This window comes from Mesorhizobium sp. LSHC412B00, from assembly GCF_000503035.1.
Taxonomy (GTDB): Bacteria; Pseudomonadota; Alphaproteobacteria; order Rhizobiales; family Rhizobiaceae; genus Mesorhizobium.
In genome coordinates this window covers 1-13,605 of the sequence record NZ_AYWB01000016.1, presented here as the reverse complement: position 1 = coordinate 13,605, position 13,605 = coordinate 1, and the positions used below count along the sequence as shown (strand labels likewise).

Sequence of the window (13,605 nt, the reverse complement as noted above, 5' to 3'; positions counted from 1 at the left end):
GTCGGGGAGAAAATGGCTGAGCTCGATCGTGATGTGCTGAAGCAGGAAATGACCGGCTGGCGGCGCGATTTGCACGCGCACCCCGAGTTCGGCTTTGAGGAAAAGCGCACCGCTGCCTTTGTCGCCGCGAAGCTGCGCGAATTCGGGCTGGACGATGTTGCAGAGGGGGTCGGCGGCACCGGCGTCGTTGGCACATTGAAGCGCGGCAGCGGCAACCGGGCGATTGCGCTCAGGGCCGACATGGATGCGCTGCGCATCACCGAGCAGTCCGCGACCGCCCATCGCTCGCAGAACCCCGGCATCATGCATGCCTGCGGCCATGACGGCCACACCACCATGCTGCTCGGCGCGGCAAAGCTGCTGGCCGCCGAGGGCGGTTTCGACGGCACCGTGCGCTTCATCTTCCAGCCCGCCGAGGAATGGGGCAGGGGCGCGCTGGCGATGCTGGACGACGGGCTGCTGCAGCGCTTTCCCTTCGACGAGATTTTTGGCCTGCACAACATGCCTGGCCTGCCCGTCGGGCATTTCGAGACCCGTGCCGGCCCGTTCATGTCGGCGGAGGACAATTTCGAGATCGTGCTCAAGGGCATCGGCGGCCATGCGGCGCGGCCACATTCCGGGAACGAGACCTTGGTCGCCGCCTGCGCGCTGGTCACCAATCTGCAGACCATCGTCTCGCGCCGGCTGAGTCCCGCCGACATTTCGGTGGTTTCGGTGACCGAGCTGATCACCGACGGCACCCGCAACGCATTGCCCGGCCTCGCCCGCATCCTTGGTGACGCCCGCAGTTTTCGTCCCGAGGTCAGCGCCGAGATCGAGCGCCAGATGCGGGTCATCGCGGCGGGCACCGCCGCCGCCTACAATGTCGCCGCCGACGTGACCTACAGCAGGGAATTCGTGCCGCTGCAGAACGATGCCGACCTGGTGGACGCGGCCTTTGTCGCCGCAAGGCGCGTGCTGGCCGATGGCGCCGCCGGCATCGCGGCGGAGCCGATGACCGCCTCGGAGGATTTCGCCCGCTTTCTCGACCACGTACCGGGCTGTTTCGTCTTCCTCGGCAATGGCGAGGCCTCGCCGCCGTTGCACAATTCCAGCTACGACTTCAACGATGACGGGCTGTTGCACGGCACGGATTTCCATATCGCGATCGTCAGGCAAAGACTGTGCGGCGCGATCGGGAAATGACGCCTGATCGCCTTCGCAACTGGCCCAAGCGGCACTGCTATCGCCAGCCAGCTGCCGGGTTTAGGGAGATTGCCTGTTGCCGGAGATCGCACGCCGATGACCAGGGTTTCGCTTCTGGGAATACCGCATGACGAGAACTCGTCCTATCTCAAGGGCGCGGCCGCAGCGCCGGCCCTGATCCGGCGGGAACTCAAAAGCGACGCGCACAGCTCGTGGAGCGAAACCGGCTTCGATGTGGCGGACAGTTTCGTCGACCACGGCGACATCGACTTTTCAGGCGCCGGCGGTCCATGGGAGCGGATCGAGGCCGAGGTCGGCCGCGCGCTGGATGCCGGCCACCCGTTGATCAGCCTCGGTGGCGATCATGCCATCGCCTGGCCGGTGCTGCGTGCCGTGCGCCGCCGCCATGCCAGGCTAACGATCGTCCAGATCGACGCCCATCCCGACATCTACGATGCCTATCAGGGCAACAGGCGGTCCCACACCTCGTCCTTCGCGCGCATCCTGGAGGAGGGGCTGGCTGGCCGGCTGATCCAGATCGGCCTGCGCACCCTCAATGATGAGCTTCGTGACCAGCTCAAGCGCTTCGGCGTCGAAATGATCGAGGCGCGGCATTTCAGCGAGGATCTGCAGCTCGATCTCAAGACGCCGGTCTATCTCTCGGTCGATCTCGACGGCCTCGACCCGGCTTGTGCGCCCGGCGTGTCGCACCGCGAACCCGGTGGTCTTACAACCCGGCAAGTGATCAACCTGATCCAGCGGATCGACCAGCCCATCGTCGGCGCCGATGTCGTCGAATACAATGCAAGCCAGGATGTCTCCAATCTCACCGCGCTGGTTGCCGCCAAGCTGGTCAAGGAGATCGCCGGCATGATGCTCAAGACGCATGGCGCCGGCTGAATCAATCTGGCAGGGCGGCATGGTAGATCATTGTTGTGACTCGCATTTCCAGTGAAAGCCGCCATGCCGCATCTGTTGAAGATAGCCATAGCCGGTGCGCTCGGCCGCATGGGCAGCCAGATGGCGCTGGCCGTCGAGGCCGATCCCAGGCTGACGCTCGTCGCCCGCTTTCACAGGCCGGGCAGCATCGGTGAGGGGCTGGTCGAGCGCGACGAAGCACTGGCGCTTGCGGATGTCGTCATCGATTTCACCACGCCTTCGGCCTCCGTCGATCTTGCACAAGCTTGCGCGGCCCGCGGCGGCCCGGCGCTGGTCATCGGCTCGACCGGCTTCGAGCCGGCCGATCTCGCCGCCATCGCTACTGCTTCGAAGTCCGTCGCCATCGTTCGCTCCGGCAGCTACTCGCTCGGGCTCAGCATGCTGACCGGGCTGGTCGAGCAGGCGGCGCGAGCACTTGGTCCCGCCGCCGACATCGAAATCCTGGAAGCGCATCACCGCATGAAGGTCGACGCACCGTCGGGCACGGCGCTGATGCTGGGCGAGGCGGCCGCTCGCGGACATGGCGTCAGGCTGGACGATGTGGCGAAACGCATCCGCGACGGCCTTACAGGTCCACGCCCTGCCGGCGAGATCGGCTTTGCCGTGCTGCGCGGCGGCAGCATCGTCGGCGAGCACAGCGTGAGCTTGCTGGCCGAGGGCGAGACGCTCACGCTTTCCCATTCGGCGGGCCACCGCTCGATGTTCGCGCGCGGCGCCATTGCGGCAGCACGCTGGGTCGCCGTCCGGCCGCCCCGCGAATACGACATGCGCGACGTACTGGGCTTCACGACCTTTTGAGATGCAAGGGTAACGCAACGAGGGGCGTTGGAGGTCGGAGCCGCCTAGAGAATAGAATATAGCAACAACTACGCCATTTCGCGCCTTCCAACACCGAACCGAACGGTTCGGTTCGCACATTTTTGTGATTGGCAATGGCAGCAACGCACACCCATTTCGGGGTGGTCCGAGCGACGCGAATTCCTCCCAAGGCACGCCACTTGACGGACAGAACTGAAAAATCTGGATTACCTGAAATGACCAAGATCGCACTTACCGCTGCTGCCATCCTCCTTGCCACCGGCACCGCTTTCGCAGGCAGCGACCACTACGGCTCCGACGGCGTCAACCAGCCTGCTGTGACAGCGCCCGCCGGCAACATCGATCACAATTATACCGCCTCGATCCGCAAGCCGGCCAGCCTCGGCGATTTCACGATCAAGGGCGACTCGAACCAGCCGGAATCCGGCCAGGGCATCTGGGGTCGTTGATTTTCTGAGAAATCTACGACCACAAAGAGCGGTGGGCCCGGCCCACCGCTCTTGTTTTTATGCAATCGACTCGGGCCGCAAAGATCTTGAATCAATCCGCCAGCAATTGGTCCTATCTCCTTGTTTGACCGTGGTCTTTTCAAAACACGGTTTGCGGCTGTCACCTGCGGCTAGCCCGTTAAGCAGCTTGGTCTAGCTTAGATCCTTCGGCTTGATGCAATGCGTCAACCGGGCCGCGCCGAAGCCGAGATCCGCCCAGTCGCCGTCGATGACAAAGCGGGCAAGGGCGCCGGTCGGGAATTTCTCTTCAAGTTTCCTGAGAGCAGCCACACCCGATCGCGGACCGGCGAGCCGGCGGGCAAAGTCCTCCAGGCCGGGATTATGGCCGAGCACCAGGAGACAGCTAGCCGATGCGACTGCCTGCTGCACCTCTGCCAGAATGTCGCCAGCCGTGGCTTCGAAAAGCGCCTCGGCGAACTCCACCGTTACGCTCGCCGAAAGTTCCGCCGAGACCAGCCGCCATGTCTCGCGCGTGCGCAGCGCCGGCGACACCAGCGCCAGGTCAGGCTGCCAACTGCGCCGGGCCAGTTCGCGCCCCATCATCGGCGCCGTCTTCAGCCCGCGCGGCCCGAGCGGCCGGTCGAAATCAGCAAGCGCCGGGTCGTCCCAGCTCGACTTGGCGTGGCGAAGAAGAAGCAGCTGTTTCATCTGTTAGATCTCAGGACCAGGGAATTTCGCGCTGGAAGTCCTTGCCGTATCCGCCACCGTATTTAGCGCCCGTAGCGGCATCAAAGGCTGCCGACAAAGTGCCGAAGACGAACAGGCCGACGCGCCTCTCATCTTTGTCCCATTGGACGGCAATATCCGCTTCGGTGATCGCCCAGGCACCCGATCGAATATGAATTGCGCCGATGATCCGCCCAACTACCTCGTCATGCGCTTCGTATAGCTAAAAATAAGCCGTGGCGTTTGCTGGCCCTTCAGTGTCGTCATATTCAAAGACGCCGGCGAGATCGCCTTTTCCCCGGATCGCGCTGTCAAAAATATCCAAGGGCTTTCAGGTCCTGAAGCGCCTACGGCGTGATCCGCGCCAGATGTTCGAGATCGCGCTCTTCGCGCAGCGGGTCGGGGGCCATCACCACGGAAGTTCCGTTTTCGGCATCGTCGGCGAAATGTGCCAGCACGGTGCGGCCGCCTTCCATGTGCGCCTTGCCGTCGGCGACCAGCCCGAGCGCCAGCGCATAAAGCCGGTGCTCGGCCTTCAGCACTCTGGCGGCCAGCGTGTCTTCGTTGTCGCCGACCATCACCGGCACCGCTGCCTGCGCGATGATCGGGCCGTCATCCATCTCTGATGTGACGAAATGCACCGTGCAGCCATGAATGCGAATTCCGGCGCGCAGGGCGCGCGCATGCGTATCGAGCCCTTTGAAGGCCGGCAGCAGGGCAGGGTGGATGTTGAGCATGCGCCCTTGCCACTTCTCGACCAGGCCGCGGGAGAGAATGCGCAGATAGCCGGCCAGCGCCACGATCTCGGCGTTGAACGCAATCAGAGCGGCGTCGATCGCCACATCATGCGCTTCCTTGCTGGCATGGTCGGCGCGCACGATGACCTTGGTCGGGATACCGCGCGCGGCCGCGATGCCGAGGCCGGCGGCGTTGGCCCGGTCGGAAATGACGCCAACGATCTCGGCGGGATAGGCCGGGTCGCTCGCCGCCGCGATTAGCGCCGTCATGTTCGAGCCGCGTCCCGAGATCAAAACAACCGTGCGTTTCCTGCTCATAGGCCGATCGAGCCCCGATAGATAACGCCGGCGTCGCGGCGCGGCACGATGCGGCCGATCGGCGTCACCGTCTCGCCGGCCTCCTGCAGCACGGCTGCGACCTGTGCGGCCTGGCCGGAGGCGACGACGAGGATCATGCCGATACCGCAGTTGAAGGTGCGCATCATCTCCTCCGGCGCCACGCCGCCAGTCTTCGCCAGCCAGGAAAACACCTGCGGCACATCGATGGCATTGAGATCGAGCTCTGCGGAAAAGTCCTTTGGCAGGACGCGCGGGATGTTTTCGGGGAAACCGCCGCCGGTGATGTGGGCCAGCGCCTTGATGCCGTGCGTGCCACGGATCGCTTTGAGGACCGACTTCACATAGATGCGGGTCGGCTCGAGCAGCGCCTCTGCCAGCGTCGCCTCATCGTTGAACGGCGCCGGATCGCCCCAGGCAAGACCGCTGACGCCAACGATGCGGCGCACCAGCGAAAAGCCATTCGAATGCAGGCCCGAGGAAGCCAGGCCAAGCAGCACGTCGCCTTCGACGATATCGTCGGTCGGCAGCAACTGGCCGCGTTCGGCAGCACCGACGGCGAAACCGGCCAGGTCGTAATCCTTGTCGTGATACATGCCGGGCATTTCGGCCGTCTCGCCGCCGATCAGCGCGCAGCCGGCCTGTCGGCAGCCGATTGCTATGCCGCCGACGATTGCCGCCCCCTGGTCGGGGTCGAGCTTGCCGGTGGCGAAATAGTCGAGGAAGAACAGTGGCTCGGCGCCCTGCACGACGATGTCGTTGACGCACATGGCGACGAGGTCGATGCCGATCGTGTCGTGCTTGCCGGCATCGATGGCGATCTTCAGCTTGGTGCCGACGCCGTCATTGGCGGCAACCAGCACCGGATCCGTGAAACCCGCCGCCTTGAGGTCGAACAGGCCGCCAAAACCGCCGATCTCGCCATCGGCGCCCGGCCGGCGCGTCGCGCGCACCAGCGGCTTGATCTTCTCGACCATGAGGTTGCCGGCATCGATGTCGACGCCCGCCTCGGCATAGGTGAGCCCGTTCTTGCGCTTGGCCCGGTCGCCCTTGCTCATCGTCGGCGCATCCCTGTTTCCCTCGGCGGCTCTTCGCATGAATGGTTTCGGGGGGCAAGGATGACGACAGGATACCGGGCTTTTGCCCAAGATAAATACGTGGACAGTCGCCCCTTCACCGCTGGTCCTTGCACCCACAATCCAACTCCATCATCTATCTGCAGAATAAGCATGGCGGGACATGCCTTTGACCATTCCCAACCTCATCACCATCCTGCGCTTCGTGCTGGTTCCGGCCGTCGTACTGGCGATGCTGAACATGCGCTGGGACTGGGCCTTTGCCGGCTTTCTCGTTGCAGGCATTTCCGATGGCGTCGACGGCTTCATCGCCCGCCGCTTCAACCAGCAATCGAGACTAGGCGCCTATCTCGATCCGATGGCCGACAAGGTGCTTCTGGTCTCGGTGTTCGTGGTCATGGGCTTCATCGGGAAATTGCCGCTGTGGCTGGTGGTGACCATGGTGTCACGCGATGCGCTGATCATCTGCGCCGTGCTCTTGTCCACGGTCATGGCGCATCCGGTCGAGATGAAGCCGCTCTATGTGTCGAAGGCCAACACCGCCGCCCAGATCGTGCTGGCGCCGTGGTGCTGGGCGAACTTGCCCTTGGCCTCCACCTCGACCCGCTCAGGCCTGCGCTCATATTGCTGTCCGGGGTCTTGACCGTGGCTTCGGCCGCGGCCTATCTCGTGGCTTGGCTGAGGCATATGAGCGGCTATGGCGAAGGCTCCACCCCGGGTAGTTGACAAGAATGCCGCGACTGCCGCGCTGGCAGAGGCGGCTGCGTCCCTGGCGTTTCGCCGCCAGATTTTCTTCTGGCTGGGCACGGCAATCTTCCTGGCGCTGTTCCTCTACATTTTTTCCAGCATCCTGTTGCCGTTCGTTGCCGGCATGGTGCTGGCCTATTTTCTCGACCCGGTCGCCGACCGGCTGCAACGCCTCGGCCTCTCCCGGCTGATGGCGACGGTGGTCATCCTGATTGCCTTCATCGTCCTTTTGGTGCTGGCCTTCGTCATCCTGGTTCCGGTACTGGCCACGCAGATGGCCGATTTCGCCAGCAAGCTGCCGGAATATCTGACCCGGCTGCAGTCGCTGATCACCAGCTTCGATCCGAAATGGCTGGAGCAGAAATTCGGCGTCAATGCCAATGGCCTGCGCGACGGGCTGAATTCGCTGCTCACTTCCGGTTTCGGCCTGCTGAGCACCGTCTTCACCTCGATCTGGAGTTCCGGCGTTGCTCTGGTGTCGGTGGTCAGCCTGTTCGTGGTCACTCCGGTTGTCGCTTTCTACATGCTGCTCGACTGGGATCGCATGGTGGCGGTCGTCGACAGCTGGGTGCCGCGCGATTATGTCGGGACGGTCAGGGCGATCTCCAGGGACATCAACACCGCGACCGCCGGCTTCGTGCGCGGCCAGGGCACGCTGTGCCTGGTGCTCGGCGGCATGTATGCCACCGGCCTGACGCTGACCGGGCTGAATTTCGCCATCCTCATCGGCCTCTTCGCCGGGCTGATCTCGTTCATCCCTTATGTCGGCTCGCTGACCGGACTGGTCCTGGCCGTCGGCGTCGCCTTCGTCCAGTTCTGGCCGGACTGGACCATGATCGTTGCTGTCGCCGTGGTGTTCTTCATCGGCCAGTTCATCGAAGGCAACATCCTGCAGCCCAGATTGGTCGGAAAAAGCGTCGGCCTGCACCCGGTCTGGCTGATGTTTGCGCTGTTCGCTTTCGGCGCCCTGTTCGGCTTCGTCGGCCTTTTGATCGCCGTTCCTGCTTCGGCGGCGGTTGCCGTGCTGGTGCGCTTTGCCATTGCCCGCTATCTCGAATCGCCGCTCTACAAGGGACACTCCACCGAGCCAGTCCCGCCGCTGCCTGCCGATCGCGGCGGCGGCCACCGCTCGCCGCGCGGCTGAACGTGGCGGATCAAAAGACCGAACCGCCGCGCCAGCTGCCGCTAGACCTTGGGCATGGCACCGGCTATTCGCGCGACGAACTGGTGGTGTCGGCCACCAACCGTGAGGCGGCAGCCCTTGTCGACCGCTGGCCGGACTGGCCATCGCCGGTGATCGTGCTCGCTGGCCCGGCTGGCTCCGGCAAGACCCATCTGGGTTCGATCTGGCAGGCGCGGGCCAACGCTGTGGCGGTCGATGCCCAGCGCATCGGCAATGCCATCACCGGGCTTGGCGGCAGGCCCGCGCTGATCGACGATGTCGACAAGACAGCCATCGACGAGGCGGGCCTGTTCCATCTCATCAATGAAGTGCGCGGCGCCGGGGCCACCTTGCTGTTGACGGCGCGGCGCTTCCCCGCCGCCTGGAGGGTGACGTTGCCCGATCTCGCCTCGCGGCTGAAGGCGGCGGCAACAGTCGAGATCCACGAACCCGACGATTTGCTTCTGGCCGGCGTCATCACCAAACTCTTCGCCGACCGCCAAGTCGAGGTCGAGCCGCACGTCGTGCAATATCTGGTGCGCCGCATCGAGCGCTCGCTGGCCACCGCCATGCGCGTGGTCGAGCGCCTCGACCGCACCGCGCTCGAGCGCAAGACGCCGATCACCAGGGCGCTCGCCGCCGAAACCGTCAGCGCAATGGACGAAGGGCAGGGCGAGTTCGAGGTTTAGATCCTGCTGCAATTCCCTGGACGGCGATTGTCGATCCCGCCCGTGCGACGTTTTCAAAACATGCATGGTGACATCACCTGAAACAATATGATACTTTCAATCAATGACATCGGAGCGATATCAATGCCTGCAGTGACCGTCCGAAATCTTCCGGAAGCGACCCACCGAGCTCTGCGTGTACGGGCGGCCTTGCACGGTCGCAGCACCGAGGCCGAGATACGCGACATTCTGGAAAACGCGGTGCGGCCGGACGGCCGTGTGAAACTCGGCTCCGTTCTGGCAGACATTGCCCGACGCGCCGGGCTGACCAATGAAGACGTGGAGGTCCTGGAGCAGGCTCGCGACAAGGCGCCGGCCGAACCGCTGGGGTTCGAATGATCCTCCTCGATACCAATGTCGTTTCGGAGGCCATGAAGCCCGAACCGCATCAAGCTGTGTTGGCCTGGCTTGATGACCAGGCCGAGGAAACGCTTTACCTCTCCAGTGTGACGCTCGCCGAAGTGCTGTTCGGCATCGAGGCCATGCCGGCGGGTCGTCGCAAGGCTGCGCTCGCTGAAACCTTCGCCGGTGTGTGCGCCGTGTTTGAGCGCCGCATCCTGCCTTTCGATACCGAGGCGGCCCGGCACTATGCCCGACTTGCAGTGAAGGCGAGGGCAGCCGGCAAGGGGTTTCCTGTGCCCGACGGCTACATCGCGGCAATCGCCTCCGCAAACGGCTTTCATCTCGCCTCGCGTGACACGGCGCCATTCCATGCGGCCGGCGTGCCTGTCATCGATCCTTGGCAGCCGTAATCAGGTACGGCAGCCCGACCAGAGCGCGAGCTGCGAACATGCGTTTCCGCAGGATTTCCTCTACAGCGACGACAGCGTGTTCGAATGAATACACTCGATCTCTCCGTGCCCACCGCCGCATGAGGGCCGCTGTCCCATTTCGGGAAACATTATCTGGCATCCGTCTTGCACCTGGGAACTTGCCGGCTGACCCCGGTCCTGGTCGCGTTCCTGATCGGGTTGTAGGCTCGCCGGGAGTGATGATTGGGGTTCTCGCCCGGCGAGCTTACCTTCGTAGAGCAGTCACCGGAGTGTCCGGGAGGGTGCCCTATAGCCACAACGCCGCCAGATACCGGACCAGCAGATAGACCACCGTATGCGCTGCCACGTAGCACGCGACGACGACGACAAAGAACAGCACGCTGGCGGGCCACGACCGGGGACGGCCTTGCCTCTTGCTCGGCCGGTTGTTCCAGATCCACAGGGCTGCACAGATAATGGCCCAGACGACGACGAACGGAACCGTGATGCGGATGTAAGCGAAGTAGGCAGGGCCAATCAGCGAAAGCCATGCCTCGAGACCAAGCATCCAGAATCTCCCCTTGCCCGGAGTCTAATGCATGTCGCTCAAAAGTGGTCCCGGTTTTGAGAGAACGACATGCATCAAAACAAAAATCAAAGCGCGTCGCCTGGATACGTTCCAGCGCGACGCGCTTTTAGACCGGCGATAGAGGTGGAAGCGAGGGGATTATCCCTGCGTCGATTTTCAGCCAAACCCGCCGAAGGGATGCTGTTCGATGACACGGGCGCCTGATGCATGTCGCTCAAGTGGCCCCGGTTTTGAGAGAACCGCATGCATCAAACATGCATCAAACAAGACCTCAAGCGCGTCGCGTGAGTCCGTTCAAATGAGACGCGCTTTAGGTCAGATTGGTGCTCCGGTCGCCAAACTCGGCCGTAGCAGGTCTAAAGCGATCGGATCAGCCGCAGACCCTGACCTCTTCGACGACCCTGTGGTGATGGCGCCAGTGCCTGACCAGTTCGATATGGCAGCGGTGATGGCGATGGTGGCGCCGCCATTGGCCATCCTGGTTGTCGCTGTAGTCGTCGCCATAGTCGTCGCTATAGTCTTTGTGGCGCTGGTGATGGCGAAGAATCTGTATATCGCCATCGTCGGACGAATATTGATCGTCGTCATCGGACTGGATAGTCAGACTGGCGGCTTGCGCCGGTGCGATCAAAGCCGCCGTTCCGGCGAACGCGATCATCGAGGCGATGAGAAGGGTTTTCATTGTTTGCTCCTTGGGTTGAACATACACAACTCTCGGAGCGAACTGGTGTTCCAATGTAGGGTCCGATCGGCGAGCGGCTGCTGCTTGGGCAATGCGTGCCGCCATGCGCTACCGGCGAGGCAGCCATTGGCGACCTTGGGAGTGATACCTTGGGCAAGGACTGGCTTTGTGGGAAAAAATGGTCGGAGTGGAGAGATTCGAACTCCCGACCCTCTGGTCCCAAACCAGATGCGCTACCAGGCTGCGCTACACTCCGAGGCCCTGCGGCGTATACGGTTCCGGACCCTGTCGCGCAACCCCTAAAACATCAAACGGGGCTTGGCGGTATGCGCTCCCGCGCAATCCTGGCTGCGATCGCCTTGGCCTGGATGCGAGCATTGGCGAAGCAGCCACGGATGCTTGGCCGCATGCCGGTGAACCACAGGCCCGGCAGTCGCGGGTCGCTGTCGGCGCCGTTGAACAGCGGCACGCCCTTTTCGTCGAGCACGCCGAGCTTGCCCAGCATGGCCTCGAGCCCGGTGCGGTAGCCGGTCGCGGCGATGACGATATCGGGCTGGATCGTCGCGCCATCGTCGAAAACGACCGTGTCGCCGGTAAATTCCCGCACGGTTGGCAGCACGATGATCCTGCGGTCCTTGATGGCATCGACGGCGCCGTCATCGGTGGCGATGGCGGTATAATCCGACGCCAGCCGGCTTGCGCCGCCCGAAGGCGTCGGCGGCAGGCCGTAGGCCGTGAGGTCGCCGAAGGCCCATCGCTGCGTCGCCGCCATCACCGCATCGGCGAGCTTGAACGGCAGCCGCGCCAGGATCGGCGAAAATCGGTGGACGGCGATCTGGCCGAGGCGCTTGGGCAGCAGTGCCGGACCGTTGCGCGCCGACAGCCAGATCTGTCCCGCGTCGGCTGCCACCAGGTGATTGAGCACGTCGAAGCCGGAATTGCCGGCGCCGACGACCAGCACTTTCTTGCCCGCATAGGCCTTGGCGTTACCGAATGCGGCCGAATGGATGATGCGTCCGGCAAAGGCCTTCATGCCTTTCCAGGCCGGGATGAAGGGCTGCCGGTCGCGCCCGGTGGCGATGACGACATGGCGCGCCAGCCGCGGCCCGGCACTGGTCCGCACAAGCCAGTGGTCGCCCTCGAAGCCAATCTCCTCGACCGCGATGCCGAACTCGACCGGCAGCCGGTGCATGGCGTGGAATTCGTTCAAATGGCCGATGATGGTGTTTCGGTGCGGAAAGGCAGGGGTGCCGGCAGGAAAGGAAACGCCCGGCAGCGCCGAAAGGTCGCGATGCGTGTTGAGATGCAGTCGCTCGTGCCGCCCGTGCCATGGCTCGGCCAGCCGGGCTTCCTTTTCCAACACCATCACAGGCACGCCGGTCTTGAGCAGCGCATGGGCTGCGGTCAAGCCGGCTGCCCCGGCGCCGATCACGATCGCGCCGTCGAAAATCGCTTGGCTGTCGGCCTCGGCGTGCAAAATCCCTGCGTCCATGCCTCTTTGTGTCGCCATCATGACCATGACTTTTGATGCTACGCCAGTGTATCGGGCCGATGCCGCTGCCGAAGCGGCCTGGTTGCAGGCCGCTTCGGCCTTGCCGTCGGCAGTGTTGCACAGTATTGACTGAAATAAGGCGGCGCTACCGCCAACGCAGCTACGAGGTGCCCATGTCCGCGCGAATTTTCAGCCCAGCCAAAACCGCGATGCAGTCCGGCAAGGCCAAGACCGGCCATTGGGTGCTGGAATTCGATCCCGCCCAACGCAAGAAGATCGACCCGCTGATGGGCTACACCACATCGGGCGACATGCTGAGCCAGATCAGGCTGACCTTCGACACCAGGGAAGAAGCGGTGGCCTATGCCGAAAAGCAGGGGCTGGCCTTCCGTGTCGAGGAGCCGAAAGAGACCAAGCGCCGGCAGATTTCCTATGCGGAAAATTTCCGCTATGACCGCAGGATACCCTGGACGCATTGACCGGCGGTCAGCGCCTGGCACATAGACACCAGCCGGCCAAGATATCAAATGCCGGCCAGCGGTCCCGTAGCTCAGCTGGATAGAGCACCGGCCTTCTAAGCCGATGGTCACAGGTTCGAATCCTGTCGGGATCGCCAACAACTTCAAAGAGTGAGCGGCCCGAGACATAGGTGACGATTTGTACCGGACACATGGGTAACACTTTTGGCTTTTGGCCGGAGGTGTTGATGCCGTGGAAAGAGTGTTCGGTGATGGAGGAACGTCTTCGTTTTGTGGCTCGTCTTCTCGACGGGGAAGGCATGAGCGATGTGTGCCGCGAGTTCGGCATCTCGCGCAAGACCGGCTACAAGATCTTCAACCGCTACAAGGAGGACGGGCTGGATGCGCTCACCGACCGCTCGCGGCGGCCGGTGCGCTACGCCAACCAGCTTCCCGACCAGATCGAGCGGCTGATCGTGGAGAGCAAGCGGGAGAAGCCGCACTGGGGTGCCAGGAAGATACGCGAGCTGCTGGTGCGCAGGCTGGCCGGCGACGTCCGCATCCCGGCCAGGAGCACCGTTCATGCCGTGCTCGATCGCCACGGCCTTGTGAGCCAGGCCCGCAAGAGGAACCGAGCGAACAAGGCCGTGGGCACGCAACTGTCCCAGGCGGTTGTGCCCAACGATCTGTGGTGCGCCGACTTCAAGGGCGAGTTCAAGCTCGGCAAC

Annotated in this window: 16 protein-coding genes, 2 tRNA genes and 1 pseudogene; 12 read left to right on the top strand and 7 right to left on the bottom strand. The window is 63.4% G+C overall.

Features of this window, described 5'->3' with window-relative positions:
- Nucleotides 1-12: 12 nt before the first annotated feature.
- From X757_RS141790 to X757_RS141805, 4 genes are all read left to right on the top strand, one after another.
- Nucleotides 13-1,185 (top strand): amidohydrolase, encoded by a 1,173-nt coding sequence (locus X757_RS141790; RefSeq protein WP_023727320.1) that lies wholly within the window; start codon nt 13-15, stop codon nt 1,183-1,185.
- 96 nt (nt 1,186-1,281) lie between these two features.
- The gene (speB, locus tag X757_RS141795) at nt 1,282-2,085 is read left to right on the top strand and encodes an agmatinase (protein WP_023727319.1); all 804 of its coding nucleotides are present in this window, start codon (nt 1,282-1,284) and stop codon (nt 2,083-2,085) included.
- 63 nt (nt 2,086-2,148) lie between these two features.
- Nucleotides 2,149-2,922: a 4-hydroxy-tetrahydrodipicolinate reductase gene (dapB, locus tag X757_RS141800; RefSeq protein WP_023727318.1), complete on the top strand. Its 774-nt coding sequence runs from the start codon at nt 2,149-2,151 to the stop codon at nt 2,920-2,922.
- A 236-nt stretch (nt 2,923-3,158) separates the two neighbouring features.
- Complete coding sequence (locus X757_RS141805) at nt 3,159-3,392, top strand: DUF680 domain-containing protein (protein ID WP_023727317.1); 234 nt, start codon at nt 3,159-3,161, stop codon at nt 3,390-3,392.
- 192 nt (nt 3,393-3,584) lie between these two features.
- Here the strand turns inward: X757_RS141805 and X757_RS141810 are convergent, their stop codons facing one another.
- The 3 genes from X757_RS141810 to purM form a co-directional block, all read right to left on the bottom strand.
- Nucleotides 3,585-4,100, bottom strand: a complete 516-nt coding sequence (locus X757_RS141810; RefSeq protein WP_023727316.1) for a histidine phosphatase family protein — start codon at nt 4,098-4,100, stop codon at nt 3,585-3,587.
- A 365-nt stretch (nt 4,101-4,465) separates the two neighbouring features.
- Nucleotides 4,466-5,173: a phosphoribosylglycinamide formyltransferase gene (gene purN / locus X757_RS141815; RefSeq protein ID WP_023670282.1), complete on the bottom strand. Its 708-nt coding sequence runs from the start codon at nt 5,171-5,173 to the stop codon at nt 4,466-4,468.
- The gene (gene purM, locus X757_RS141820; RefSeq protein WP_023689059.1) at nt 5,170-6,249 is read right to left on the bottom strand and encodes a phosphoribosylformylglycinamidine cyclo-ligase; all 1,080 of its coding nucleotides are present in this window, start codon (nt 6,247-6,249) and stop codon (nt 5,170-5,172) included. Before purM ends, purN begins: the two co-directional genes overlap by 4 nt.
- 187 nt (nt 6,250-6,436) lie before the next feature.
- Here purM and X757_RS01000000165255 point away from each other — a divergent pair.
- The 5 genes and pseudogenes from X757_RS01000000165255 (at nt 6,437) to X757_RS141840 (ending at nt 9,656) form a co-directional block, all read left to right on the top strand.
- Nucleotides 6,437-6,993, top strand: a pseudogene (locus X757_RS01000000165255) (CDP-alcohol phosphatidyltransferase family protein).
- Complete coding sequence (locus X757_RS141825; RefSeq protein ID WP_023684761.1) at nt 6,965-8,158, top strand: AI-2E family transporter; 1,194 nt, start codon at nt 6,965-6,967, stop codon at nt 8,156-8,158. Before X757_RS01000000165255 ends, X757_RS141825 begins: the two are co-directional and overlap by 29 nt.
- Before the next feature lie 2 nt (nt 8,159-8,160).
- Complete coding sequence (gene hdaA / locus X757_RS141830) at nt 8,161-8,865, top strand: DnaA regulatory inactivator HdaA (protein WP_023689058.1); 705 nt, start codon at nt 8,161-8,163, stop codon at nt 8,863-8,865.
- Between the two features lie 123 nt (nt 8,866-8,988).
- Entirely contained in the window at nt 8,989-9,243 is a 255-nt protein-coding gene (locus tag X757_RS141835; protein WP_023670289.1) for a plasmid stabilization protein, read from the top strand.
- Nucleotides 9,240-9,656: a type II toxin-antitoxin system VapC family toxin gene (locus tag X757_RS141840; protein WP_023689057.1), complete on the top strand. Its 417-nt coding sequence runs from the start codon at nt 9,240-9,242 to the stop codon at nt 9,654-9,656. The genes X757_RS141835 and X757_RS141840 overlap by 4 nt, the downstream gene beginning before the upstream one ends.
- 307 nt (nt 9,657-9,963) lie before the next feature.
- Here X757_RS141840 and X757_RS141845 read toward each other — a convergent pair whose 3' ends face one another.
- From X757_RS141845 to X757_RS141860, 4 genes are all read right to left on the bottom strand, one after another.
- Nucleotides 9,964-10,224: a hypothetical protein gene (locus X757_RS141845; protein WP_023689056.1), complete on the bottom strand. Its 261-nt coding sequence runs from the start codon at nt 10,222-10,224 to the stop codon at nt 9,964-9,966.
- A gap of 391 nt (nt 10,225-10,615) precedes the next feature.
- Nucleotides 10,616-10,927, bottom strand: coding sequence for a hypothetical protein (locus X757_RS141850; protein WP_023689055.1), 312 nt, complete (start codon nt 10,925-10,927; stop codon nt 10,616-10,618).
- A 179-nt stretch (nt 10,928-11,106) separates the two neighbouring features.
- A tRNA-Pro gene (locus X757_RS141855) sits at nt 11,107-11,183 on the bottom strand.
- 51 nt (nt 11,184-11,234) lie between these two features.
- The gene (locus X757_RS141860) at nt 11,235-12,419 is read right to left on the bottom strand and encodes an NAD(P)/FAD-dependent oxidoreductase (protein WP_023727315.1); all 1,185 of its coding nucleotides are present in this window, start codon (nt 12,417-12,419) and stop codon (nt 11,235-11,237) included.
- 173 nt (nt 12,420-12,592) lie between these two features.
- Between X757_RS141860 and X757_RS141865 the strand changes: the two genes are divergently transcribed.
- The 3 genes from X757_RS141865 to X757_RS141875 all read left to right on the top strand — a co-directional run.
- A complete protein-coding gene (locus X757_RS141865; RefSeq protein WP_023670294.1) occupies nt 12,593-12,898 on the top strand; it encodes an ETC complex I subunit in 306 nt (101 codons plus the stop codon).
- Nucleotides 12,899-12,958: 60 nt separating this feature from the next.
- Nucleotides 12,959-13,035, top strand: a tRNA-Arg gene (locus tag X757_RS141870).
- 90 nt (nt 13,036-13,125) lie between these two features.
- Nucleotides 13,126-13,605: helix-turn-helix domain-containing protein (locus tag X757_RS141875; protein WP_031251545.1), on the top strand; the 480-nt coding region annotated here is incomplete at its 3' end.